The sequence below is a fragment of the Kribbella sp. NPDC056861 genome, from assembly GCF_040687575.1.
In the GTDB taxonomy this organism is placed as follows: domain Bacteria; phylum Actinomycetota; class Actinomycetes; order Propionibacteriales; family Kribbellaceae; genus Kribbella.
The window spans coordinates 736,143-759,667 of the sequence record NZ_JBFBNQ010000002.1 but is presented as its reverse complement, the minus strand read 5'-3'; the positions used below and the strand labels follow the sequence as shown (position 1 = coordinate 759,667).

Annotated in this window: 20 protein-coding genes; 11 read left to right on the top strand and 9 right to left on the bottom strand. The window is 68.5% G+C overall.

Translation table 11 applies throughout. From position 1 onward, the window contains the following. Positions 1-8: 8 nt before the first annotated feature. Genes AB0P21_RS10645 through AB0P21_RS10630 form a run of 4 tightly spaced genes read right to left on the bottom strand, consistent with a single transcriptional unit; the run spans position 9 to position 4,737 of the window. On the bottom strand, positions 9-932 hold the full coding sequence (locus tag AB0P21_RS10645; RefSeq protein ID WP_363695508.1) for an ABC transporter permease: 924 nt from the start codon (positions 930-932) through the stop codon (positions 9-11). Further along, positions 929-1,942, bottom strand: a complete 1,014-nt coding sequence (locus AB0P21_RS10640) for an oligopeptide/dipeptide ABC transporter ATP-binding protein (protein ID WP_363695507.1) — start codon at positions 1,940-1,942, stop codon at positions 929-931. The genes AB0P21_RS10645 and AB0P21_RS10640 overlap by 4 nt, the downstream gene beginning before the upstream one ends. Next, complete coding sequence (locus tag AB0P21_RS10635) at positions 1,942-2,931, bottom strand: ABC transporter ATP-binding protein (protein WP_363695505.1); 990 nt, start codon at positions 2,929-2,931, stop codon at positions 1,942-1,944. The genes AB0P21_RS10640 and AB0P21_RS10635 overlap by 1 nt, the downstream gene beginning before the upstream one ends. Before the next feature lie 3 nt (positions 2,932-2,934). Then, positions 2,935-4,737: an ABC transporter substrate-binding protein gene (locus tag AB0P21_RS10630; RefSeq protein ID WP_363695504.1), complete on the bottom strand. Its 1,803-nt coding sequence runs from the start codon at positions 4,735-4,737 to the stop codon at positions 2,935-2,937. A 168-nt stretch (positions 4,738-4,905) separates the two neighbouring features. Here AB0P21_RS10630 and AB0P21_RS10625 point away from each other — a divergent pair, with 168 nt between their 5' ends. From AB0P21_RS10625 to AB0P21_RS10615, 3 genes are all read left to right on the top strand, one after another. Further along, positions 4,906-5,589 (top strand): response regulator transcription factor, encoded by a 684-nt coding sequence (locus tag AB0P21_RS10625; RefSeq protein WP_363695502.1) that lies wholly within the window; start codon positions 4,906-4,908, stop codon positions 5,587-5,589. A gap of 2 nt (positions 5,590-5,591) precedes the next feature. Continuing rightward, entirely contained in the window at positions 5,592-7,028 is a 1,437-nt protein-coding gene (locus tag AB0P21_RS10620; protein ID WP_363695500.1) for a HAMP domain-containing sensor histidine kinase, read from the top strand. Between the two features lie 130 nt (positions 7,029-7,158). Beyond that, complete coding sequence (locus AB0P21_RS10615) at positions 7,159-8,757, top strand: ABC-F family ATP-binding cassette domain-containing protein (protein ID WP_363695499.1); 1,599 nt, start codon at positions 7,159-7,161, stop codon at positions 8,755-8,757. Here the strand turns inward: AB0P21_RS10615 and AB0P21_RS10610 are convergent. After that, on the bottom strand, positions 8,730-9,563 hold the full coding sequence (locus AB0P21_RS10610; RefSeq protein WP_363695497.1) for a hypothetical protein: 834 nt from the start codon (positions 9,561-9,563) through the stop codon (positions 8,730-8,732). The genes AB0P21_RS10615 and AB0P21_RS10610 overlap by 28 nt on opposite strands. Positions 9,564-9,660: 97 nt before the next feature. Between AB0P21_RS10610 and AB0P21_RS10605 the strand changes: the two genes are divergently transcribed. Further along, positions 9,661-10,185 (top strand): CGNR zinc finger domain-containing protein, encoded by a 525-nt coding sequence (locus AB0P21_RS10605; RefSeq protein ID WP_363695496.1) that lies wholly within the window; start codon positions 9,661-9,663, stop codon positions 10,183-10,185. A gap of 23 nt (positions 10,186-10,208) precedes the next feature. Then, positions 10,209-10,730 carry a GNAT family N-acetyltransferase gene (locus tag AB0P21_RS10600; RefSeq protein ID WP_363695494.1) on the top strand — a complete coding sequence of 174 codons (522 nt, stop codon included), beginning with the start codon at positions 10,209-10,211 and terminating at the stop codon, positions 10,728-10,730. On the opposite strand, the gene AB0P21_RS10595 is transcribed toward AB0P21_RS10600, so the two are convergent. Together AB0P21_RS10595 and AB0P21_RS10590 are read right to left on the bottom strand one after the other, a co-directional pair. Then, positions 10,684-11,664 (bottom strand): cation diffusion facilitator family transporter, encoded by a 981-nt coding sequence (locus tag AB0P21_RS10595; protein WP_363695492.1) that lies wholly within the window; start codon positions 11,662-11,664, stop codon positions 10,684-10,686. The genes AB0P21_RS10600 and AB0P21_RS10595 overlap by 47 nt on opposite strands. Beyond that, positions 11,664-12,071, bottom strand: a complete 408-nt coding sequence (locus AB0P21_RS10590; RefSeq protein WP_363695490.1) for a metalloregulator ArsR/SmtB family transcription factor — start codon at positions 12,069-12,071, stop codon at positions 11,664-11,666. Before AB0P21_RS10590 ends, AB0P21_RS10595 begins: the two co-directional genes overlap by 1 nt. Before the next feature lie 105 nt (positions 12,072-12,176). Between AB0P21_RS10590 and AB0P21_RS10585 the strand changes: the two genes are divergently transcribed. Continuing rightward, positions 12,177-13,202 (top strand): LacI family DNA-binding transcriptional regulator, encoded by a 1,026-nt coding sequence (locus tag AB0P21_RS10585; RefSeq protein ID WP_363695489.1) that lies wholly within the window; start codon positions 12,177-12,179, stop codon positions 13,200-13,202. Further along, positions 13,189-14,418 carry an MFS transporter gene (locus tag AB0P21_RS10580; RefSeq protein ID WP_363695487.1) on the top strand — a complete coding sequence of 410 codons (1,230 nt, stop codon included), beginning with the start codon at positions 13,189-13,191 and terminating at the stop codon, positions 14,416-14,418. The genes AB0P21_RS10585 and AB0P21_RS10580 overlap by 14 nt, the downstream gene beginning before the upstream one ends. Here the strand turns inward: AB0P21_RS10580 and AB0P21_RS10575 are convergent. Both AB0P21_RS10575 and AB0P21_RS10570 read right to left on the bottom strand, forming a co-directional pair. Beyond that, positions 14,406-16,715: a glycosyl hydrolase gene (locus tag AB0P21_RS10575; protein ID WP_363695485.1), complete on the bottom strand. Its 2,310-nt coding sequence runs from the start codon at positions 16,713-16,715 to the stop codon at positions 14,406-14,408. The genes AB0P21_RS10580 and AB0P21_RS10575 overlap by 13 nt on opposite strands. 108 nt (positions 16,716-16,823) lie before the next feature. After that, positions 16,824-17,846: a LacI family DNA-binding transcriptional regulator gene (locus AB0P21_RS10570; protein ID WP_363695483.1), complete on the bottom strand. Its 1,023-nt coding sequence runs from the start codon at positions 17,844-17,846 to the stop codon at positions 16,824-16,826. Between the two features lie 205 nt (positions 17,847-18,051). Here AB0P21_RS10570 and AB0P21_RS10565 point away from each other — a divergent pair, with 205 nt between their 5' ends. The 4 genes from AB0P21_RS10565 to AB0P21_RS10550 are packed head-to-tail and all read left to right on the top strand — an operon-like array spanning position 18,052 to position 23,520. Beyond that, entirely contained in the window at positions 18,052-19,383 is a 1,332-nt protein-coding gene (locus AB0P21_RS10565; protein ID WP_363695482.1) for an extracellular solute-binding protein, read from the top strand. Then, positions 19,383-20,276: a sugar ABC transporter permease gene (locus AB0P21_RS10560; RefSeq protein WP_363695480.1), complete on the top strand. Its 894-nt coding sequence runs from the start codon at positions 19,383-19,385 to the stop codon at positions 20,274-20,276. Before AB0P21_RS10565 ends, AB0P21_RS10560 begins: the two co-directional genes overlap by 1 nt. Further along, complete coding sequence (locus AB0P21_RS10555; RefSeq protein WP_363695478.1) at positions 20,273-21,088, top strand: carbohydrate ABC transporter permease; 816 nt, start codon at positions 20,273-20,275, stop codon at positions 21,086-21,088. The genes AB0P21_RS10560 and AB0P21_RS10555 overlap by 4 nt, the downstream gene beginning before the upstream one ends. Continuing rightward, the gene (locus AB0P21_RS10550; protein WP_363695477.1) at positions 21,085-23,520 is read left to right on the top strand and encodes a glycoside hydrolase family 2 protein; all 2,436 of its coding nucleotides are present in this window, start codon (positions 21,085-21,087) and stop codon (positions 23,518-23,520) included. Before AB0P21_RS10555 ends, AB0P21_RS10550 begins: the two co-directional genes overlap by 4 nt. Positions 23,521-23,525: the final 5 nt, after the last annotated feature.

The window sequence follows — 23,525 nt, the reverse complement described above, 5'->3', positions numbered from 1 at the left end:
ACCACCCTTCAGCGCAGCCGGTCGGCCCGCGGATCGAACGCGTCCCGGACCCCGTCGCCGAACAGGTTGAAGGCGAGGGTGGTGACGAGCAGCGCGATCCCGGGGAAGAAGATGAACCACCAGGCGGTGGTGTAGTAGTTCTGCGAGGCGCTGATCATCCCGCCCCAGTCGGCGGTCGGCGGCGGCAGTCCGAGACCGAGGAACGACAGTGTCGCCTGGGTGACGATCACCACCGGGATCAGCAACGTGGTGTAGACGATCACCGGCGCGATCACGTTCGGCAGGACGTCGACGAACATGATCCGCCGGTCCCCGGCCCCCAGCGACCGGGCCGCCTCGACGAACTCGCGCTCGCGCAGCGACAGCACCTGCCCACGCACGATCCGCGCCACCGAGGCCCAGCTGAAGAAGCCGATCACGCACACCGTCACGGTCAGACTGGGACCGGTCACCGACACCAGCGCGATCGCGACCAGCAGGAACGGCACCGACAGCACCACGTCGATCAGCCGGGCCAGGACGGTGTCGACGATGCCGCCGAGGAAACCGGCCGCCAGGCCGAGCACCACGCCGATCGCCACCGTGATCGCGGTCGCGGCCACCCCGACCAGCAGCGAAACCCTGGCCCCGTAGGCGATCCGGACCAGGATGTCGCGGCCGAGGTCGTCGGTGCCCAGCCAGAACGTCCCGTTCGGCCCCTTCGGCAGCCCGTCCGGCGTCAGCCCGAGATCGCGGTACTGCTCGTTCGGCGGATGCCCGGTGACCGCGGCGAAGACCGGCGCGAAGACCGCCATCAGCACGATCAGCACGATCACGCCGAGCGAGATCATCGCCACCCGGTCCCGGCGCAGCCGCGCGATGGCGAGCGCCAGCGGACTGCGCCCCTCGATCGCAGCCGCCGGCGCCACGCTCACCTCCAGCGCCGCGGTCATGACGCCTTCAGTTCCGGTACTGCGGCCGACAGGTCCTCGCCGACCGCCAACGGGAAGAAGCACGCGGTCCGGTGCGCCGGGGTGTCGCCGAGCACGGGCTCCAGGCCCGGCTCGGCGACACCGCACTGCGCCCGGGCCTTCGGACACCGGGTGTGGAACCTGCACCCCTCCGGCGGGTTCGTGGCCGAGGGGATCTCACCCAGCAGGATGATCTGCTCCCGGCTGTCAGCGGTGTCCGGATCCGCCACCGGGAGGGCGGACAGCAGTGCCCTGGTGTACGGATGCCTGGTCTGCTCGAACAGGTCGTCGGTGGGCGCGACCTCGATGATCTTGCCCAGGTACATCACCGCGATCCGGTCGCTCACGTGCCGGACCACGGACAGGTCGTGCGAGATGAACACGTAGGTGAGCTCGAACTCGCGCTGCAGATCGGCCAGCAGGTTGATGATCTGCGCCTGGATCGAGACGTCCAGCGCCGACACCGGCTCGTCGCAGATCACCAGCTTCGGCCGCAGTGCGAGCGCCCGGGCGACCCCGATCCGCTGCCGCTGCCCACCGGAGAAGTCGGCCGGGAACCTGTTGTAGTGCTCGGGATTCAGCCCGACCAGCTCCATCAGTTCCTGGACCTTCCGCTTCCGCTCCGCGCCGGCCGAGAGGCCGTGGATGGCGAACGGATCGCCGATGATCGAGCCGACCCGGCGGCGCGGGTTCAGCGAGCCGTAGGGGTCCTGGAAGATCATCTGGACCTCCCGCCGCAGCGGCCGCATCGCGCGTCGCGACAACCCGGTCAGGTCCTTGCCGTCGAACCAGACCGAGCCCGACGTCACGTCGTACAGGCGGGCGATGCAGCGGGCCAGCGTCGACTTGCCGCAGCCGGTCTCGCCGACCAGCCCTAGCGTCTCGCCCTTGCGCACCTCCAGCGAGACCCCGTCGACCGCGCGCACCACCTCCTTGCTCTGGGTCGGGAACTCCTTGCGCAGGTTCTCGACCCGCAACAACGTCTCGGTCATCAGGCCACCGCCTTCGCTACGTCGTGGTCCAACCAGCAAGCCGACTGATGCCGCGAATCACCCTGTACGTCGGCCAACGGCGGCGCCTCGACCCGGCACCGGTCGAAGACGTGCGAGCACCGGTTCGCGAACGGGCAGCCGGCCGGCAGGTTGATCAGGCTCGGCGGCGTCCCGGGGATCGGCGTCAGCCGCTTGCCGCTCTGCGCCGGCAACGACGCCAACAGCCCTTGGGTATAAGGGTGGTGGTTGCGATAGAAGATCTCCCGGCGCGGCGCCCGCTCCATCACCGCGCCGGCGTACATCACGATCACCTCGTCGGACATCTCCGCGACCACGCCGAGGTCGTGCGTGATCAGGATGATCGCGGTGCCGAACTCCTCCTGCAGCCTGCGCATCACCCCCAGCACCTGCGCCTGCACGGTCACGTCCAGCGCCGTGGTCGGCTCGTCCGCGATCAGCAGCGCCGGGTCGAGCGCCATCGCCATCGCGATCATCACCCGTTGCCGCATCCCGCCGGAGAACTGGTGCGGGTAGTCGTCGATCCGCTCCGCGGCCCGCGGGATGCCGACCAGGCCGAGCAGATCGGCCGCCCGGCGGCGCGCCGCCTGCTTGGAGATCTGCCGGTCGTGCGCCTGGATCATCTCGACGATCTGCCACCCGATCCGGTACTGCGGGTGCAGGCTGGACAGCGGGTCCTGGAAGATCATCCCGATCTCGGCGCCGCGCAACCGGCGCAGCGTCGAGGGGTCGGCGGTGATCAGGTCGGTGCCGTCGAAGTACGCCGTACCGGACACCGTCGCGCCGCGGGTCAGGCCGGTGATGGTCTGGGTGGAGACGCTCTTGCCCGAGCCGGACTCGCCGACCACGGCCAGCGTCCGGCCGCGCTCGACGTCGAAGGACAGCCCCCGGACGGCGCGGACGGTGCCGTCCGGGGTGTCGAACGAGACCTTCAGGTCCCGAACCTCCAGCAGTGCTCCTGTGGTCGGCACAGGTCAGCCCTGCTTGCCCTTGGCCAGCCACACGTTCGTCGGGTCGTAGTTCTGCAGCGAAGGGACGTAGACGGCGTTCTTCACCTGTTCGGCGTGGTAGTTGGCCTGCTTGTTGTTGGTCAGCGGGTAGAAGGCGGCCTGGTCCATCACCCGGGCGTCGGCCTTGGCCCACAGCTCGGCCGCCTGGTCGGTGGTCGGCGCCGCGATCGCCTGCTTGATCAGCGTGTTGGTCTCCGGGTCGTCGTAGAGGCCGAAGTTGCTGCCGACCGGCGGGAACGACGGCTTGCCCGAGAACAGCGGGTTGAAGAACGAGAGCGCCGCGTTGCCGTACCAGTCCGCGCCCCAGCCGGCCAGCGACAGGTCCCAGACCCCACGCTGGGCCACGGTCGGCACCTGCAGGTACTTCACGTAGAAGTCGGCGTTCGGCGACGGCACCCCGGTGACGGTGATCCCGACCTTGGACAGGTCCTGCTGGATCGTCTGGAAGGCCTTGCTGCTGCCCTCGGCCGCGTTGCGGTAGAGGAACTTCAGCGTCAGGTTCGGGAAGCCGGCCTCGGCGAGCAGTTGCTTGGCCTTGTCCGGGTCGTACGGGTACGGGTCGATCTGCTTCGAGCCGACGATCACGTCCGGCAGCACGTGGGTCAGCGGCGGGTTGAGCGTCTTGCCGCCGAGCACCTGCAGGATGTGGTCCCGGTTGATCGCGTAGCTGAGCGCCTGGCGGACCTTGGGGTTGGCCAGCGCCTTGTTGTTGTTCGGCGAGACGGTGTTGTAGATGACGTACGGATTGGAGCCCGCGGTGTCGCCGATGGTCAGGTTGGGGTCCTTCTTGGCCTGCAGCGCGGGCAGCTGCGACGGCGGGGGAGCGACGTCGAACTCCATGTCGGCACTCGGCGTACCGGTTTGCAACTGTTGCTGGACGGAGTCCTGGCTGACGGTCTCGTTCACCACGACCTTGTCCACGTAGGCCTTGCGGACCGGGTCGGTGGCCGGGTCCCAGGCCGGGTTGCGGGAGTAGGTGATCGACTTGGTCGGCACCCACGAGTCCACCTTGTACGGGCCGTCCGACGGCGAGTTGTTGCCCAGCTCGGTGCTGCCCGGGAGGTACTTGAGCACCTCGACCGGTGCGGGGGAGAAGGCCGGCAGCGTCAACATGTCGACGAAGTACGTGGCCGGCTGGGTCAGCTTGAACTCGACCGTGGTCTCGTCCTTGGCGACCACGCCGGGCAACGGCGTCTTCTCGAGGTAGGCCTGGATCGCGGCGGCCGTCTTCGGCACCTTGGCGAAACCTTCGGCGAAGGCCTGGTAGCCGACCAGCAGCGCGGCGAAGTCCGGGCTGCCGCCGAACGGCTGGACCGGGTTCGCGGTCCGCTTGACGCCCCGGACCAGGTCGGCCGCGGTGACCTGGCGGGCCGGGCTGGTGTTCCACTTCGCGCCGGGCTTGATCTTGATCGTGTACGTCTTGCCGTCGGCGCTGATCCCGCCGTTGGCCGCGGTCGGGATCTCGGTGGCCAGGTCGGCGACCGGGCTGGTGTTCTTGCCACCCGGCTCGGCCGGGTAGGTGAACAGCTGCCGGCTCCACAGCCGCAGGTTCAGGTAGCCGACCGAGTAGTAGCTGACGTTCGGGTCCATGTAGTCGACATCGCCCTTGCCCAGCATGTTCAAGGTGCCGCCGGTGACCGGCGTACCGGCCGAATTGGTGCTCAGCCCACCGGGTGGGGTTTCCTGACCGGTGTTGCAGGCTGCCAGCGTGAGGCCGGCGACAGCGATCAGCGCGACCGCGGCGAGCCTTCTTCCGGAACTGGCCATCTGGTCCTCCTCCGAGACGTGATAGAGCTGAAGCTAGGACTGCCGGCCCGCTCCGCCCGCCCGGTCACGCAAGCGTCAACGTCTTGTCATCTCCGCCCGACGGCCAGATGACGAAGTCATGACAGACGTCACCGTGTGAGTAGCCCTCCGGGGGGCCACACTGGTGACGTGGCGCACAGCTTGTTGTTGGTCGACGACGAACCGCGGATCCGGCGGGTCCTGCGGCTTGCCCTGGAGGACGAGGGCTACGAGGTCTCCGAGGCGGCCAACGGGCTGGACGCGCTGACCGCGCTCCGGCGCGAGCCGCCCGACATCGTGCTGCTCGACATCATGCTGCCGGACCGGGACGGCTTCACCGTCTGCCGGGAGATCCGCCGCAGCAGCGACGTGCCGGTGATCATGGTGACCGCGCGGACCGACAGCCACGACGTGGTCGCCGGGCTGGAGGCGGGCGCCGACGACTATGTGACGAAACCACTGGTGGCCAAAGAGCTGTCGGCCCGGATCCGCGCCCTGCTGCGCCGGGTCGAGCCGAACGGCACCCCGGTGCTGGAGCAGTTCGTGGTCGGCGACCTGGCGATCGACGTACCGGCGGCCGAGGTGGTCCGCGACGGCGCCGTGCTGCCGCTGACCCGGACCGAGTTCAAGCTGCTGATCGAGCTGGCCTATCTGCAGGGCAAGGTCTGCAGCCGCGAGCACCTGCTGTCGAAGGTCTGGGGCTACGGGTACTTCGGTGACAGCCGGATCGTCGACGTGCACATCCGGCGGCTGCGGCTGAAGATCGAACGCGACCCGGCCTCGCCGAGACACCTGGTCACCGCGCGCGGTCTCGGCTATCGACTGGTGAGCTGACCTTGCGTGGACGATTCGGCCTGCGCGACCGGGTGATGCTCGCCTACGGGCTGCTCGCGCTCGGGCTGTCCGGCGTACTGGCGCTGGCCACCTGGACGGTGGTCTCCACCTACCTCACCCAGCAGCGGACCTCCTCGGCCGTGGTGGAGACCGCAGACAACGCGGCCACCCTGCACTACGGCCTCTACGGACTGACCCCGGACTGCCTGCCGATCCGCCGGTCCGACATCGAGTGCGCCACCTCTGTCGCGGTGGCGCCCACGGAGGTGTCGAACCTGGTCGTCGCGCTGCCGTCCAACGACTCCGCGTCCATGCTGCTGCAGTACAACGAGCGCTGGTACAGCGGCACCTCGCCGGTCGATCCGGCCAACATCCCGCAGGACATGATGCTGGCCGCGCGCAGCGGCATCGAGGTGCATCGACGGCTCGAGGTGGCCGGGCAGCAGGTCCTGGCGGTCGGGGTGGCGATGGGCAGCCCGGGCGAGGTCTTCTTCGAGCTGCATCCGATGCACCGGCTCGACACTACGTTGCACAAGCTGAAGCTGACCCTGATCCTGGCCGCGATCGTCACGGCCCTGCTGGGGCTGGCCGTTGGACGACTGGCCAGCACGGTGGCGCTGCGGCCGTTGGCCGAGCTGACCCAGGTGGCGGCGGCGGTCGCCCGCGGCCGGCTCGATGCGCGGCTGCAGGCGGAGAACGATCCGGACCTGGGTGGGTTGGCCCGCTCCTTCAACCAGACCGCCGAGGCGCTGGAGAAACGGGTTGCCGCGGACGCGCGGTTCGCCGGCGACATCAGTCACGAGCTGCGCACGCCGCTGATGACGATGATGAACTCGATGCAGCTGATCCAGAACCACCGCGACGAGTTGCCGGGATCGGTCCGGGAGCCGCTCGAGCTGCTCGGCGACGATCTGGACCGGTTCCGCCGGCTGGTGGTCGATCTGCTGGAGATCTCCCGCGACGACGGCGGCGACCAGGGCACCCGCGAGACCGTCCGGATCGCCGATCTGGTCCGGGCCGCGGCCGATGCGACGGCCGGCCGCGAGATCACCGAAGTGGCGCCGGACGCGGCCGAGCTGACCATGAAGGCGGACAAGCGGCGGCTCGAACGGGTGATCGCCAACCTGGTCCACAACGCCGAACAGCACGCCGGCGGCTGCAAGGGCGTCGCGGTCAAGGCCGGTGGCCTCGGCGTGATCGTGTACGTCGACGACGCCGGTCCAGGCATCCCCGAGGCCGACCGGGAGCGCATCTTCGAACGCTTCGGCCGCGGCGACACGTTGCCCGACAGCCGCATCGACGCCCAGCGCGGCGGGATCGGCCTCGGCCTGGCCATCGTCGCCCGGCACGTCCAGTGGCACCGCGGCGCGATCCAGGTCAAGGCCCGCCCCGAGGGCGGCGCCCGCTTCGTGATCGAACTCCCCGCCAAGAACCCCTGAGCAGTAATTCGGGTGACGGCCTGGTCGACCGTACCTACAGTGGGGGTATGGCTACCTGCCTCTGTGTCTAGCTGCGAACCCGCTTCCGAACCAGAAGTGCGTCCGCAGTACCTCACAGAGAGCAACCATCATGATCACCGTCCGCGGTGTAGATATTCGCGTCGGCGCCCACCTGCTGCTGTCCGACCTCGCGTTCCACATCAGCCCCGGCGACCGGATCGGCCTGGTCGGCCGCAACGGCGCCGGCAAGACCACCCTGCTGAAGGCGCTGGCCGGCGAGGACCGCCCGGCCGGCGGCACGATCGCGACCACCGGATCCGTCGGCTACCTGCCGCAGGACCCGCGCGCGGCCGACCCCGCCATCACGGTCACCGCCCGGATCCTGTCCGCCCGCGGCCTCGACCTCGCAGTACAGCGACTGCGGAAAGCAGAGCTGGCGATGAGCAACGCCGTCGGCGACGCTCAGGAGCGGGCGATGGCTGCCTATGCCCGCGCCGAGGCACAGTTCCAGGCCGGCGGAGGCTATGCGGCCGAGGCTGAGGCTGCTCGACTCGCGGCCGGCGTCGGGTTGCCGCCGCGCGCCCTCGACCAGCCGGTCGGGGAGTTGTCGGGTGGTCAGCGCCGCCGGGTCGAGCTCGCACGCATCCTGTTCGCCGAGCACGACACCTTGCTGCTGGACGAGCCGACCAACCACCTCGACGCCGACTCGGTCGGCTGGTTGCGCTCGTTCCTGCTCGGCTACTCCGGTGGGCTCGTCGTGATCAGCCACGACCGTGACCTGCTCGCGGCGACGGTCAACCGCGTCTTCCACCTGGACCCGCAGCGCACCACGATCGACGTGCACAACACCGGCTGGACGAAGTACCTCGAACAGCTCGACCTGGACGAGCGTCGCCGGACCAGGGAACGCCAGACGGCCGAGCGCAAAGCCGCGGTCCTGAACGCGCAGGCCGACAAGATGCGCGCCGGCGCCTCGACCGCTGCGGCGGCCAAGAACATGGCGCGGCGGGCCGGCAAGCTGCTCAACGACCTCGAGCCCGTACGCCGTACCAACCGGATCGCCAAGATCCGGCTGCCCGACCCGGTCCCGTCCGGCCGGACCCCGTTGACGGCCAGCGGTCTGACCAAGTCGTACGGCGGACTGCAGGTGCTCAAGGGCGTCGACCTGGCCGTGGATCGCGGCAGCAGACTGGTCATCCTCGGCCTCAACGGCGCGGGCAAGACCACCCTGCTGCGCATCCTGGCCGGCCGTGAGCAACCGGACGCCGGTCGGGTGGTGCACGGTCACGGCCTGCGGCTCGGCTACTTCGCCCAGGAGCACGACACGCTGGACCTGGCCGGCACCGTCAGGCAGAACCTGGCAGCGGTCGCGCCCGGCCTCAACGACGGCGAGGTCCGCAACGTGCTCGGCGCGTTCCTGTTCTCCGGCGACGACGCGGACAAGCCGGCCGGCGTCCTGTCCGGCGGCGAGAAGACCAGACTGGCGCTGGCCGGTCTGGTCCACTCGGGCGCGAACGTGCTGTTGCTGGACGAGCCGACCAACAACCTGGACCCCGCTTCGCGGGGCGAGGTCCTCGGCGCGGTGGGCAACTACCCGGGCGCGATCATCATGGTCACCCACGACGAGGGGGCGATCGAAGCGCTCCGCCCGGATCGCGTGCTGATCCTGCCCGACGCCACCGAGGACCTCTGGACCGACGACTACCTGGAGCTGGTCTCCCTGGCCTGAAGTCCCAGCTCGGAGCTGACCCAGGAGATGCGGTCCTCCTTGGCCTGCTGGTCGAAGAAGTGGTCGGCGGTCGGGTAGAGGCTGACGGTCGCCTTCGGTTTCGCCGCACCGAAGGCGGCCCGCACCTCCGGCGTGATGTAGACGTCGCGACCGGCCCACTGCAGGTAGACATCGTTGCTGCGGGCAATGTTGTCGACCGGGTCGAGCCCGGCGAACACCTTGCGATAGGCAACGGCCTGATCGGCCGGCAGGCCAAGCCAGTACTTGTCGAACCAGTTGGCCCAGGTCGCGTCACCGGCCATGAAGACCAGCGCCTGCGCGCGTTTGCCCAGCAGCGACCCGTACATCGCGCCGTAGTCGTGCCCGATCACCGCAGTACGCCGCTTGTCCACGCCCTCCTGGTCCAGCAACGCCTGGTACGCCGCTTCGACGGCGGCGAGTTGCTTCGTCACCTTGGCCCGGTCGGTCCGGTCGCCGACCGGATCGCCCGCCCACGGGAACGTGAGGTCCGGCAGAATCGCGACCGTGCCGCGGCCGGCCAGCGTGATCGCCTCGGCCAGGAACTCGGTCCGGTTCTGGGTCGGGTTCGGCGGCCCGAACCAGTGCAGGTAGAGCGCCCCGGCGAGCTTCTGCCGCTTCTTCGCCGGCCTGACCAGGTACGCCGTCACCGGCGCCTGGCCGCGGACCGCGATCTGGATGTCGGTCACCACCACCGGCTCCGGTCTGTCCCCCCGATCGGCGGCCGCCGTCCCCGCGACCCCGAGCAGCAAGGCCCCCACCATCGTCGCCAGCACGAATCTCTTCATACCCGCCCCTAGTCATGAGTCAGTTGATAAACTGTCTTAACAACTGACGACGGTAGAGCCGTGCGATCGCCTGGTCAAGGCGAGAGAGGATGTCCGGATGAGCAGCGTGCCGGCCACCGACCCCTGGCTCGGCTTCGTGCTGGACCTCTGCAACACCTACGACCTGCTCGAGGATCCGCCCGATCGCCTGACCATTCCGCTCGTCGCCCGGCTGGCGGCGCGCAACGAGCTGGCCGCGCTCGACTTGGTCGAGGCGGATCTCGAGCCGGTCCGGGTGGTGCGCGATCAGCTGTACCGCGTCTTCGCCGAGGCCGACGCGCAGACGCAGTACGGCGTACTGAACGGGCTCTTCGACCAGTACGGCGCCACGCCGCGGCTGATCGAGGGTCCTCGGCTCGCCGCGACAGGCGGCGCTGATCCAGTTGCACGGCTGGCGGTTTCGGCCGCTGACGCGTTGGCGCGAGCGATTGCCGGCGGCTCGGCCGGTCGGCTGCGGACCTGCGCGGGCGACCCGTGCCGCTGCGTCTACGTCGACCGCACCAAGGCGAACCGTCGACGCTACTGCTGCGAGCTCTGCAACGACCGGATGGCGTCAGCTGCGTACCGGAGCCGGAGAAACTGAACCCGGTGAGCGAGGATGGCCGGGTGACTTCTTCCCTGACGATCCGGCGCGGTGGGCTCGACGAAGTACCGGCCGTGCTGGAGTTGCTCGACAAGGCGACCGAGTGGCTGGTCGCGCGTGGTCGCACCGATCAGTGGGGGACCGAGGCGCACTCGACCAATCCTCGGCGGGTCGAGCAGATCCGGGGATTCGCGACCGACGGCGGTCTGTGGGTCGCCGAGAAGGCCGGACGGGTGGTCGGCGCGCTGGCGGTCGGCGATGCGATGTCCTACATCCCGCCCGCTGAGGAGCCCGAGCTGTACATCCGGCTGCTGGTGACCGATCGCGCGTCGAAAGGCAGCGGGATCGGCACCGAACTGCTCGACCATGCCCGCATGCTGGCTCGTGGGCTCGGCGTCGAGCTGCTCCGGGTGGATTGCTACGGCGGTGGCGACGGCGCCCTGATCCGGTACTACGAGAAGGAAGGCTTCACGCGGGGCGAGCCTTTCGGCGTACAGATCAGTGATTCGGAATGGCCGGGTCAGATCCTGTTCCAGCGGCTGTGACCTCGACCCGGCGGTGTACTGCGCCGTGGGCGTCGCTGCAGTGAGCGGCCTCGACATCGGCTGACGCGTGGTCGACCTGGAGCGTCGAGTGGGTCAGGTGATACCGCTCGGCCAGCAGAGCCTCGATCTCGCTGCGGATCTGGTGGCAGTCGAGTCCCTCGCTGACCAGGATGTGCGCCGACGCGGCGGGCTCGCCTGACGTGATCTCCCAGACGTGCAGGTCGTGCACCTCGACCACGCCCGGGATCGCGCACAGCTCGGTGCCGACCCTGGCCGGGTCGAGCCCGGCGGGAGCTGCTTCGAGGAAGATCCGGCCGGAGTCGCGGACCAGGCCGATACCGGCCTTCAGCATCAGCGCGGCGACGATCAGCGCGGCGATCGAGTCGGCGCGGGTGAAGCCGGTGAGCAGCACCACCAAGCCGGCGACGGCGGTCGCGACGAAGGCGAACAGGTCGTTGAGGATGTGCTGGAACGCGCCCTCGACGTTCAGGCTGGAGCGGTTCGCCTTGCTGATCAGCCAGGTGGCGAACAGGTTGACCACGATCCCGACCACACCGGTGATCAGCACCAGCACGCCCTCGACCTCGGGCGGATGGATCATCCGGCTGACCGACTCGTAGACGAAGAACGCGGCGAGCAGCAGCAGGGTGATGCCGTTGGCCTGCGCGGAAAGGATCTCGACCCGCTTGAGCCCGTAGGTGAACCCACCGGCGGGCGGCCGGGCAGACAGCCGGATCGCGGCCAGCGCCAGCGCGATCGCGGCGGCATCGGTGAGCATGTGCGCCGCGTCGGTGATCAGGGCCAGCGATCCGGCCGCGAATCCAACCACCACCTCGGCTGCCATGAAGGCCAGGATCAAAGCCAGCGCCCCGCTCAGCAGCTTGCGGTCAGCCTCCGCACTGACCCCGTGGCCGTGACCGTGCCCCGCGCCCATCAGCCACGCTCCGGGTGAATCGCGTCGGTGTGCTCGGTGTGCGCGACGGCAAGGTCGACCAGCATCCGCACGTGCGCGTCGTCGAGCCGGTAGTACGCCATCCGGCCGTCCCGGCGTACCGAGACGACCCGATGGGCGCGAAGCAACCGCAGTGCGTGCGAGGTGGAGGACTCGGTCATCCCCGCCACCGCCGCGAGATCGCAGACACACAGCTCGCCGTCCAGCAGTGCCACCAGCAACTTCAGCCGGCGCGGATCGCCGAGCAACCCGAACACGTCGGCCGTGTCGACGACATCGTCCTCGGAAGGCATCCTGGCATGCACGGCCGCCACCCGCTCCGGATCCACCAGCTTGACGTTGCAGCTGTCGATCACCGCCGGCGCGTGCACATCTGCAGAACTCTTCATACGTCTCACTGTAGGGCAAGCCGCTCCGGCTTGACCACGGCCCTTCGCCTGAGAGCGCTCTCAGGTCTACCGTTCGACGCACCCTGACAGAGAGTGCGACCGCCGATGAGCAGGCTGAAACCCACGATCGAGGACGTCGCGCAACTGGCCGACGTCTCCCGCGCGACCGCGTCCCGCGTGATCAACAATCTGCCTGGCGCCTCCGGGCCGCTGCGCGAGCGGGTCCACGCGGCCGTCACCGAACTGGGCTACCAGCCGAACGAGACCGCCAGGGCGCTGGCCACCGGGCGTCAGCGCGCCATCGACGTGATCGTCGTGACCTCCGATCCCGGGGTGGGCTGGCTCGGCACCCATCCGTACATCAGTCGCGTCCTCGCCGGCCTGATGCCCGTCTTGCAAGGCGCCAACGCCCAACTGCGGTTGCACGCCGTTCGCCAGGAGACCGCTGCCGACGAGCTCGATGAGATCGCCTCGAACACCACCCTCGGCGCGGTCTTCGCCGACATCACGCCGGCCCTGGCCACGCAGTTCTACCGCCGGTGCCGTCGCGCCGTCTCGCTGGTGCGTACCGATTCACCCGTGCCCGGTGTGCAGGCCGACAACCTCGGCGGCGCGGACGAGGCGGTCAACCGCCTGTACGAGTTGGGACATCGCCGGATCGCCGCCATCCACGGGCCTGCCCTCAACCCCTGCGCGATCGACCGGCGGGCCGGCTATCTGCGTGCGACGCAACGCCTCGGCCTTGCGGACCTGAGTGCCGATGGCGGGTTCCTCCGGGAAGGTGGCTATGCCGCCGCACAGCAGTTGCTCGAACGACACCCGGACCTCGACGCGATGTTCGTCGCCTGCGATCTGATGGCCGCCGGCGCAGTACAGGCCATTGCCGCGAGCGGCCGGCGGGTTCCGGACGACGTGAGCATCATCGGCTTCGACGACAGCATCGCCGCGGTCTGCAGCAACCCGCCGCTGACCACGATGCGGCTGCCGGTCGAGGAGATGGCCGCCGCCGCGGGGCGCCTGCTGCTGGCGGGCGGGCCGGCTCGTGGCCACCGGCAACAGTTCTCGGTCGACCTCGTCGTACGGGAAAGTACTCGCGACCTCAGCGCAGGGAGGGTCGGTGGCACTCGATGACCCGGTTCAGGCTCCGGACCCGCTGCTGGTGCGTACGTCGGCACTGCGGCTGACCCTCAGCTCGCCGTTGTACCGCGGCGCCACCGTCGCCGTCTTCCTGTCCGCCCTCGGCTTCTCGGCCGCAGCGCCACAGATCGCGTCCTTCCTCGTCGGCGAGCTGGGCGCCTCGCTGTCAGCCGCCGGGTTGTTCTACCTCACCAGCCTGACCGCGCCGGTGCTCGGCTACCTGATCGGCCGACGGTCGGACCGTACCGGCGCCCGGCTGGGCCTGTTCCGGGTCTGCGCCGTGGCCGGGTTCGCGGGCTGGCTGGGCATCGCGTACTCCACTCAGCTGTGGATGCCCTATCTGATCAGCGCGATCGTGCTCGGCTTCGCCGGCGCCGCGACCTCCCAGCTCTTCGCAGCCCTTCACGACGGGCTGCAGGAGTCTCCGAACCCCAGCAACGACGGCGTGATCGCCATCGTCCGGATGGCGCTGACCGGCGGTTGGGTGATCGGCCCCGTTGCCGGTTCCTTCCTGGCCGCCCAGACGTCGTTGCGAACGATGCTGCTGGCAACGGCGATCTGCACCCTGGCGCAAGTCGTTCCGCTCGGGTTCCTCCGGCCGCCTCCGCCCTTGACGGAGCAGCCGGACGAACCGCGCGGCCGCGCTCCCGGCGTACGAGCTATGGCGCCGCTTCTCGCGTTCACCGGGCTCTATGTGCTCGTCTACGCGGGGGAGCCGATCAAGTACGCCTACCTGCCGATCTACATGAACGAGCAACTGCACCTCCCGGCCGGTATCAGTGGCGCGGTCATCGGCATCCAGCCGCTGGTCGAGATCGTCCTGATACCGCTCGCCGTTCTGGTGGCCCGCCGGATCGGGACGATGCGGCTGATGGTGGTCGGCGCCGCCTTCGGTGTCGCCGCCAACCTGTGCTTCGCCACCACCGGCACCGCCATCGGCCTGTTCGCGGGCCAGATCCTGATGGGCGGCGTCTGGGGAGTCTTCGCGGCCCTCGGAATCATCGCTGCCCAGCGCCTTCTCCCGTCGGCGGTAGCAACTGCCTCGGCCATCTTCCTCAGTTCCACAGCCCTGGCCTCCGCTCTGGGCGGCGCCGGTGGAGGCCTCGGTGTCAGCACCCTCGGCCTCCCCGGCGTCTTCTTCATCCCAGCTGTCCTTGGCCTGCTGGCTGTCGTCGGTCTAGGGATTCTGAGCCGGGCTCAGCGGTGGTAACGCTGGAAGAACTGCCACATCAAAGTGTTGGCGTTGATCTCGCGGGTGGTCTTGCCGTTGCCGGTGGATTCGTACGGTGAGCCCGGCCAGGTGTGGCCGCCGTCGGAGACCGAGTAGAGACTGACCTCACCACTGTCGCGGCAGCCGGAGTAGGTGGTTTTGGCCACGTGAGTGGCGATCTGGGTCGTGGTCGGCGTGGTGCTGCAGCCGTCGATCGTTGCCCAGCGCTGCTGTGCTGCGGGGACGGAGTACCGCCACAACTCGGTGCCGCCGCCGTTGTAGGGATTCGTGTTGTCCTGCTGGCCATGGAACGCGACCACAGGTACTGCGTTGCTGGGCTGGCACGAGGAGGCGTCAGGCTTCGACGTGTCGGCCGGGTCGGGGCGCCCCGAGCGCAGACCGGCGACCGGGGCGATGGCGGCGAGTTTCCCTGGCTGTGCGCAGGCGAAGGCCGAGGTCATCCGGCCGCCACCGGAGTAGCCGGTGCCGTAGAGCCGGGTGGTGTCGGCGCAGAGTTGGGCGCTGACGACATCCAGTGCGGTGGACAGGAAGCCGACATCGTCACGAGCACCGGCGGGCGGAGTACCGACGCCGGGGACGTTCCAGGCGTAACCGCTGCTCGCTGGGATCACGCCGGTCGGAGCCATCACGAGGTACTGGCCGGCATCGGCGGCGGGCTTCATGTCCGAGTACGAGAGCTGGCCGGTGCCGGTGCCTTGGGTGCCGTGCAGGTTCATCACCAGCGGCAGCTTGCTGGTCGCTGATGCGCCGGCCGGGATGTAGACGGTGACCGGGTAGGTCTGGCCGCCGTACTGCACCGAGACCGTGCGCTCACCAGGTGCCGCGGTGCGGGTGCAAGAAGCTGTGCCGGTCGGTAGCGTCCACTGCTGCCAGGGGTTGGTGTTGGCGTCCCAGATCTGTAGGCGGGTGCCGTTGGTGGTGTTGCCGCCCGGTACGTCGAGGTTGCGGCCTGACTGGGGATTGCGGAGTTGGTTGCCGTTCTGCTGCCACTGCTGGGCGCCGCTGCCGTTGCAGTCCCAGAGTTGGAGCTTGGTGCCGTTGACTGTTGCTTGGCCGGTCACGTCGAGACACTTGCCCAAGGCACGGATCGTGTTGTCGGTGCCGACAGTCCAACGTTGAGCCGTGCTGCCGTTGCAGTCCCACAGCTGGACGGCGGTGCCGTTGGTGGTGCTGGCCCCGGCGACATCGATGCACTTGCCGCCGACGCCGGTGATCTGGCCGGTCCTGGGTTGCGGGGTCGAGCCGCCGGGGACGGTGATCTCGCCGCGGTTCAGGACGCGCGGGTCGTAGTACGTGTTCTTGATGCCCTGGTTGGTGTTGTACTCCGGTTTGATCAGCCAGTCGATCCAGACGCTGAAGTAGGTCCACTTGTTCTGTGCTGCCATCTGGGCCGGGGTGGGAGTCCGGCCGACCTCTGCCAGCGCGATCGGCTTGCCGTGCGAGACGTTCTGCATCGCCTGGTACCACTCGGTCGAGGGGAAGTAGTCGACCCAGACGTCGAGTGTCGCCAGGTCGACGTACTCGTCGCCGGGATAGTACTGCGAAACCTGGGCCGCGCCGCCGGCGACGTCCTTGACGTTCCAGACCCAGACGATGTTGTCGAATCCCTTGCTCAGCAGGTAGTCGTGGGTGATCTGGAAGAGTTTGCGGCTGCCGGTGGCGCCCGGCCGTCCACCCCACCAGGCCCAGCCTTCGTTCATCTCGTGCTGTGGGCGGAACAGCACCGGGATGCCGGCGTCCTTCAGCTGCTGGAAGTAGGGCACGGTCTGGTCGAGACGCCGCTTCCAGGCGGTGTTGAGCGACCCTCCGTCGGTGATCAGGTCCGACCACTGAGGATCGGACAGATGACTGCCCTTGACCGGCCAGCTGCCGCCTTCGAACTGGCAGGTCGCGACGAGCGGGGCGCAGGCGTGCCAGGTGATGGCGGGGATGGAGCCGGCGGCCCAGACCGCCTTGGCCTGGTCGAAGACCTTCTGCCGGCTGTCGATGTCGTTCTGGCTGAAGCCGAAGTCACCACCCCAGACGCCGGGGTACTCGCCGGTGATGTCGTGCACCTTCTGTTGCCACTGGCCCGGGTTGTTGTTGGGGCCGTCCTGCTGGCCGGACAGCCAGTTCTTCCCGGTCAGTCCGGCGAAGTAGTTGACGAGTTGGGGTCTGGTCACGGCGGCGGCAGCGGCCGGCGCCGGTGCGGCGAGGGTGGGTGGCGCGGGAAGACCGGCAGCGAGGCCGATCGCGGCGGCGATGGCGACGATCCGGGAGCGAGAACGCAGCGACATGAGTTCGTACCTTTCGGGAGGCGGGGCGGCCATGCCCTGTAGGTAGAACGTTTTAGGTGCTCATCTCAGGCAGTGTCAAGGCCTCGTGCTGGAACGCGACAGTAAAAGTCAGCCGCGTGGGCGCGCGGTCGACGATCTGGGCATCAGCCGGGGGCGCTGGGTCGGGTGGGACGGGTGGTCGACGCCACGCATCACGTCGAACAGGGCTGTGGTCACCTCGGCGCCGAAGGCGTGGATGTCGTGACTCATCGCCGACAGGGCCGGCCGGGTCAGCTGGCAGAGCTGGGAGTCGTCCCAGGCCAGCAAGGACAGATCGTCCGGCACCGACAGCCCGAACTCGTCGGCGACCCCGAGGGCGGCCACGGCCATGATGTCGTTGTCGAACATGATCGCCGTCGGCCGGTCCGCGGCCAGCAGCAGGTTGCGGCAGGCCCGGCTGCCGGAGTCGGGGGAGAAGTCCGCCTGCTCGGTCCGTCCGTCCAGTCCCAGGTCCTTGATCGCCCGGTCGAACGCGGCGGCGCGGATCACCGAGTGGCCGAGGTCGGGCGGTCCGCCGACCCGGCCGATCCGGCGGTGTCCGAGCGCCGCCAGATAGCGGACCGCCTCGTCGATCGCCGCCTCGTCATCGGTCCAGACGGCGGTGAACGGGCCGGCCAGCGAGGGCATCCCGACGACCACCGCGGGCAGCCCGATCTCTGCCAGGGCAGGGATGCGGGGATCGTCCACCTTGAGGTCGACCAGGATGCTGCCGTTCACCCGGCCGCCCTGCCACCACTGCTTCTGGACCTCGATCTCCTCGGCGGCGTCGGTGATCCGGAGCAGCAGCGAGCAGGAGTTCCGGCTCAGCACGCTCTCCACGCCGGAGATGAACTCCATGTAGAACGGCTCCAGGCCGAGCAGGCGGGCCGGCCGGGCGATCACCAGGCCGACCGTGTGCAGCGAGTGCCCGGACAGCGTGGCCGCGGCGAGGTTCGGCCGCCAGCCGAGCTCGTTGGCGGCGGCCAGGATCCGCTCGCGGGTCGCGGCGGAGACGCCCGGACGGTCGTGCAGGGCGAGGGTGACCGCGGAGTTGGAGACCCCGGCCCGCGCGGCCACGTCCCTGATGGTGGCCTTGCGCTTCGTACCCGCCACTGCGGTGCCCACCTCACTCGTCGGTGACTGCGATCTGAGCCGCAAATCTATCAAGGACCGCCAGAGTTGCTTTAACGATCCACAACCCGACCCTCGGAGAACCAGCGAAGTACGCCCAGAAAGTTTACTAAAACGTTCTATGGACAGCACGCGGTCCGGCGTCTAGGTTGAGCAGCCATCAGCTCGTCGACGAGGAGTGACGGACATGCGAAGGACACGTGGACTGGTTGCGGGGATCGCCCTGGTGATGGCCCCCGCGATGACACTGACCGCCTGCGGCGGCGGGAGTGAGAGTGACCCGAAGGGCGCCGAAGTGGTCGCGGTACCGGCGGATCCGGCGGCGGTGACCGGCACGATCACCGTGCTGACCAACCGGACCGACCAGGTGCAGGACGGTACGGCGAAGGCCTACGCGGCGGAGTTCAGCAAGATCTACCCGCAGGTGAAGGTCGAGTTCCAGGGCATCACCGACTACGAGGGTGACGTCAAGATCCGGATGAACAGCGACGACTACGGCGACGTGCTCTCCATCCCCGGCACCGTGCCGACCAGCGAGTACCCGACGTTCTTCGCGCCGCTGGGCAGCACCGACGAGTTGTCGAAGACGTTCGACTTCACCGAGCGCAGCGCGGTCGACGGCAAGGTCTACGGGCTGGCCAACATCGGCGTGGCCAACGGGTTCGTCTACAACAAGGCGGTCTGGAAGCAGGCCGGGATCACCGAGTGGCCGAAGACGCCGGCCGAGTTCCTGGACGCGCTGAAGGCGATCAAGACGAAGACCGGCGCGACGGCGTACTACACCAACTACAAGGACGCCTGGCCGTTGACCAACTGGGGCAACGCCGTCGGCTCGCCGAGCTGCGATGCGAGTGCGAGCGACAAGCTGGCGAGCACCAAGGAGCCGTGGGCGCAGGGGCAGGACATGAACGTCGCCGACACCCTGCTGTACGACATCGTGCACGGCGGACTGTCGGAACCGGACCCGAACACCACCAACTGGGAGAACTCCAAGAACCTGATCGGCACCGGCAAGGTCGCCACCATGTGGCTCGGCTCGTGGGCCGTGGTCCAGATGCAGGAGGCGGCGAAGAAGGCCGGCAAGAACCCCGACGACATCGGCTTCATGCCGTTCCCGACGCAGGTCGACGGCAAGTGGTGCACCGCGGTACGGCCTGACTACCAGTACGCGATCAACGTGCACAGCAAGAACAAGCCGGCTGCCCGGGCCTGGATCGACTGGTTCATCACCAAGTCCGGTGACGCGCAGAAGGCCAAGTCGCTGTCCGCGGTGAAGGGCACGCCGTTGCCGTCCACGCTGCAGCCGTTCCAGGACGGCGGGGTCGAGTTCGTCAACATGACGTTCGCCGACGCCGCGAAGGTGGCCGACATCGACAAGGCCTCCGAGGTCGGCATCAGCGCCGCGGAGTACCGGCAGCGGATCGTCGACGTGGCTCGCGGTGCCGCCAAGGGCGACCTGGCCGGCATCTTCGGTGAGCTGAACAAGAAGTGGTCCGAAGCCCAGACGACCATCGGCTGATGCGGGCGACCCGAACAGCTGCCAGGGCCGCCAGCCCCCGGCGCTGGTACACGCCGTGGCTGTATCTGCTGGTGCCGGTGGCCCTGCTGGTGGTGTTCACCTACATCCCGGTGGTGAGCATGTTCTCCTACAGCTTCACCAGCTGGAACGGCCTCAGCCCGGTCAAGCGCTACGTCGGCCTGGACAACTACGTCGACCTGTTCACCAGGCCGCAGTTGCTGCAGGTGTTCGCGGTCAGCCTGTTCTACCTGGTGGGCGCGGCGGTGCAGATCGTCGTGGCCCTGTACTTCGCGACCATCCTCAGCTTCAACACCAGGCTGCGGAACCTGTTCAAGGGGATCCTGTTCTTCCCGTACCTGATCAACGGGGTGGCGATCGGTTTCGTCTTCCTCTACTTCTTCCAGCCGGGCGGCACCCTCGACACCGTACTGCGCCCCTTCGGGGTCGAGCCGCACGCCTGGCTGGGAGATCCGTCCCTGGTCAACACCTCGCTGGCCGGCGTCTCGGTCTGGCGGTTCATGGGACTGAACATGGTGCTGTTCCTCGGCGCGATCCAGTCGATCCCGCCGTACCTGTACGAAGCGGCGGCGCTGGACGGCGCGAGCCGGTGGCAGCAGTTCCGGCACATCATCGCGCCGGGGATCAAACCGATCCTCAGCCTGAGCGCGATCCTGGCGGTCTCCGGCGCGCTGGCGGTCTTCGAGATCCCGTTCATCATGACCGGCGGCTCGAACAACAGCGAGACGTTCGTGATCCAGACCATCAAACTCGCCTTCAACTTCAACAAGGTCGGACTGGCCTCGGCCGCCGCGGTGGTGCTGCTGGCGATCGTGTTGCTGGTCACCCTGGTCCAGCGCTGGCTGGTGCCCGACGAGAGAGTCGAGATGTCATGAGCCGGCTGTTCCGGTACGGAACGTTGCTGTTGGCAAGCGCCGTGGTGGTGGTCCCGTTGCTGGCGGTCTTCCTGACCTCGCTGCGCACCGAGCAGGAGCTGGCGGCCAACGCCAGTCCGCTGGCGCTGCCGGACAACTGGTTCAACCTGGACAACTACGTGGTCGCTTTCACCCAGGGCCACATGCTGCGGGCGTTGTGGAACACGTCGTTCATCCTGTTCTTCGCGCTGATCGGCACGGTCTTCATCGGCTCGATGACGGCGTACGCCGTGGACCGGCATCAGTTCCGGGGCAAGAAGATCGTGATGGCATTGTTCCTGATCGCGGCGCTGGTGCCGGGCGTGACGACCCAGGTCGCCACCTACCAGGTGGTCGACGGGCTGGGCGTGATGGGCACCCGGTGGGCGCCGATCCTGCTCTACATGGGCACCGACATCGTCTCGATCTACATCTTCCTGCAGTTCATCCGGTCGATCCCGATCGCCTTGGACGAGGCCGCCCGGATCGACGGCGCGGGGTCGCTGACCATCTACTGGCGGGTCATCCTACCGTTGCTGCGACCCGCGATCGCCACCGTGGTGATCGTCAAGGGGGTTGCCATCTACAACGACTTCTACATCCCGTTCCTGTACATGCCGGCCGAAGGACTGGGCACCATCTCGACGTCCCTGTTCCGGTTCAAGGGACCGTTCGGAGCGCACTGGGAGGTGATCTCGGCCGGAGCGGCGCTGGTGATCCTGCCGACCCTGGTCGTCTTCCTGGCGCTGCAACGCTTCATCTACAACGGATTCGCGGCGGGAGCCACCAAGTGACCAAGCAGCTGATGCCACTGACGTCGGGCTGGACCCTCTGGCTGGCCGGCGGGTCCGTCCCCGACGATGCCGCGTATCTTCGCGAGCTGATCGTGCCGGCCGAGGTCCCGGGATGCTGTCACCAGGACCTGCTGGCCGCGGGCCACATCCCCGACCCGTACGTCGGCCGCAACGAGCTGGACGTCGCCTGGATCGGCCGGGCCGACTGGCGCTATGACACCACCGTGACCGCGGTACCGACCGGGTACGAGCGGGTCGACCTGGTCTTCGACGGGCTCGACACGGTCGCGACCGTGACGCTGGACGGCGCCGAGATCGGCCGCACCCGGAACATGCACCGGAGCTACCGCTTCGACGTCACCCGACGGGTAGCGGCCGGCTCACACTTGTCGGTGCTGTTCACCTCGGCGTACACGGAGGCCGAGGCGGTCAAGGCGCAGCTCGGCGAGCGGCCCAATGCCTATCCCGAACCGTTCAACTTCCTCCGCAAGATGGCCTGCAGCTTCGGCTGGGACTGGGGACCGACGCTGGTGACGGCGGGGATCTGGCGGCCGGTGCGGCTGGAGGGCTGGAGCACCGCGCGACTGGCGAATGTCAGGCCGCTCGTCACGGTGGTTGACGGCACCGGCCGAGTGGAGGTCCATCTCGACGTTGAGCGGACCGCGGCCGGTGAGGACCGAAACTTGCGGGCAACCCTCGAGGTCGGTGGCAGGACTGCGGAGGTAGAGATTCCGGCGGGTGCGCGGACGGCGGTCGTGGAGCTGGAGGTGCCTGATGCGGCGCTGTGGTGGCCACGTGGGTACGGGGACCAGAACCTGTACGAGTGTCGAGTGACCCTCACGGATGCCGGCACCGAGCTGGATACATGGCACCGGCGCATCGGCTTCCGCAGTCTTGACCTGGACCAGTCGACAGACGAGCACGGTACGGCGTTCGTCTTCAAGGTCAACGGGGTGGCGACGTTCGCGCGTGGCGTCAACTGGGTCCCCGACGATGTCTTCCCGTCTCGCGTCGATGCCGAGCGCTACCGGCACCGCCTGACCCAGGCCGCCGACGCAGGCGTCAACCTGGTGCGGGTCTGGGGTGGCGGTATCTACGAGGACGACGCCTTCTACGACCTCTGCGATGAGCTGGGCCTGATGGTCTGGCAGGACTTCCTGTTCGCCTGCGCGGCGTACCCCGAGGAAGAGCCGCTGGCGAGCGAGGTCGAGGCCGAGGCGCGCGACAACGTCGTACGGCTGATGCCGCACCCGAGTCTGGTGCTGTGGAACGGCAACAACGAGAACCTGTGGGGGTTCCGCGACTGGGACTGGGAGGAGCCGCTGGCCGGCCGCACCTGGGGTGAGGGCTACTACCTCGACCTGCTGCCACGCCTCGTCGCCGTACTCGACCCAACCCGCCCGTACTGCGCCGGCAGCCCGTGGTCGGGTTCGTGGGACCACCACCCCAACGATCCCGCGCACGGCCCGTCGCACTTCTGGGAGGTGTGGAACCGCCGTGACTATCTCGACTACTTGAACGACGTCCCGCGATTCGCTGCCGAGTTCGGCTGGCAGGCGCCGGCGGCGTACGCGACTTTGGAAGCCGCGCTACCCGGTGAAGAGCTCATTGCCGACTCGCCAGGCATGCTGCACCGCCAGCGAGCCGAGGACGGACTCGGCAAGCTCGACCGCGGCCTGGCCGACCATTTCCTGCCACCCGAGGACTTCGACCGCTGGCACTACCTGACCCAGGTCAATCAGGCTCGCGCCGTCGCCACCGCCGTCGCGCACTGGCGTTCGCACTGGCCGGTCTGCTCCGGCACCATCGTGTGGCAGCTCAACGACTGCTGGCCGGTCACGTCCTGGGCCGCGATCGACGGCGCTGCCCGCCCGAAACCCCTGTACTACGAACTGCGCCGTCTCTACGCCGACCGGCTGCTCACCCTCCAAACCCGGGACGGCCACCACGTCGTCGCTGTGGACAACCAATCGGACCAGGAGTGGAAAGACGTCGCCTCGGTACGCCGGATGCAGGTCGACGGAGCTGTGCTGGCCGAAGACACCCTCGCGTTCGCAGTACCGGCGTACTCCGTTGCTGTGTTGCCGCTGTCCGACGACGTGCGCACCCTGAAGGACACCGAACGCGAGTTGCTGGTCGCCGATGCCGGGGAGCTACGCGACGTCGTGCTCGGCACGGAGGATCGTGATTTCCGCTACCCGCCGGCCGACCTCCTGCTGACCACCAATGGTCTGGTGGTGACAATCACCGCGCAGACCTTCGTCCGCGATCTCCTCGTCCAGGCCGACCGGCTCGGGCCGCAGGCTCAGGCCGACCGAGGCCTCATCACCCTGCTGCCTGGCGAGAGCTGCGAGGTCGTCATCAGCGGTCTCGACCCGGCCGCCCTCGATCCAGCGCTGCTCCGTGCAGCGGTGTTCTGCATCAACCCTTAGGAGGA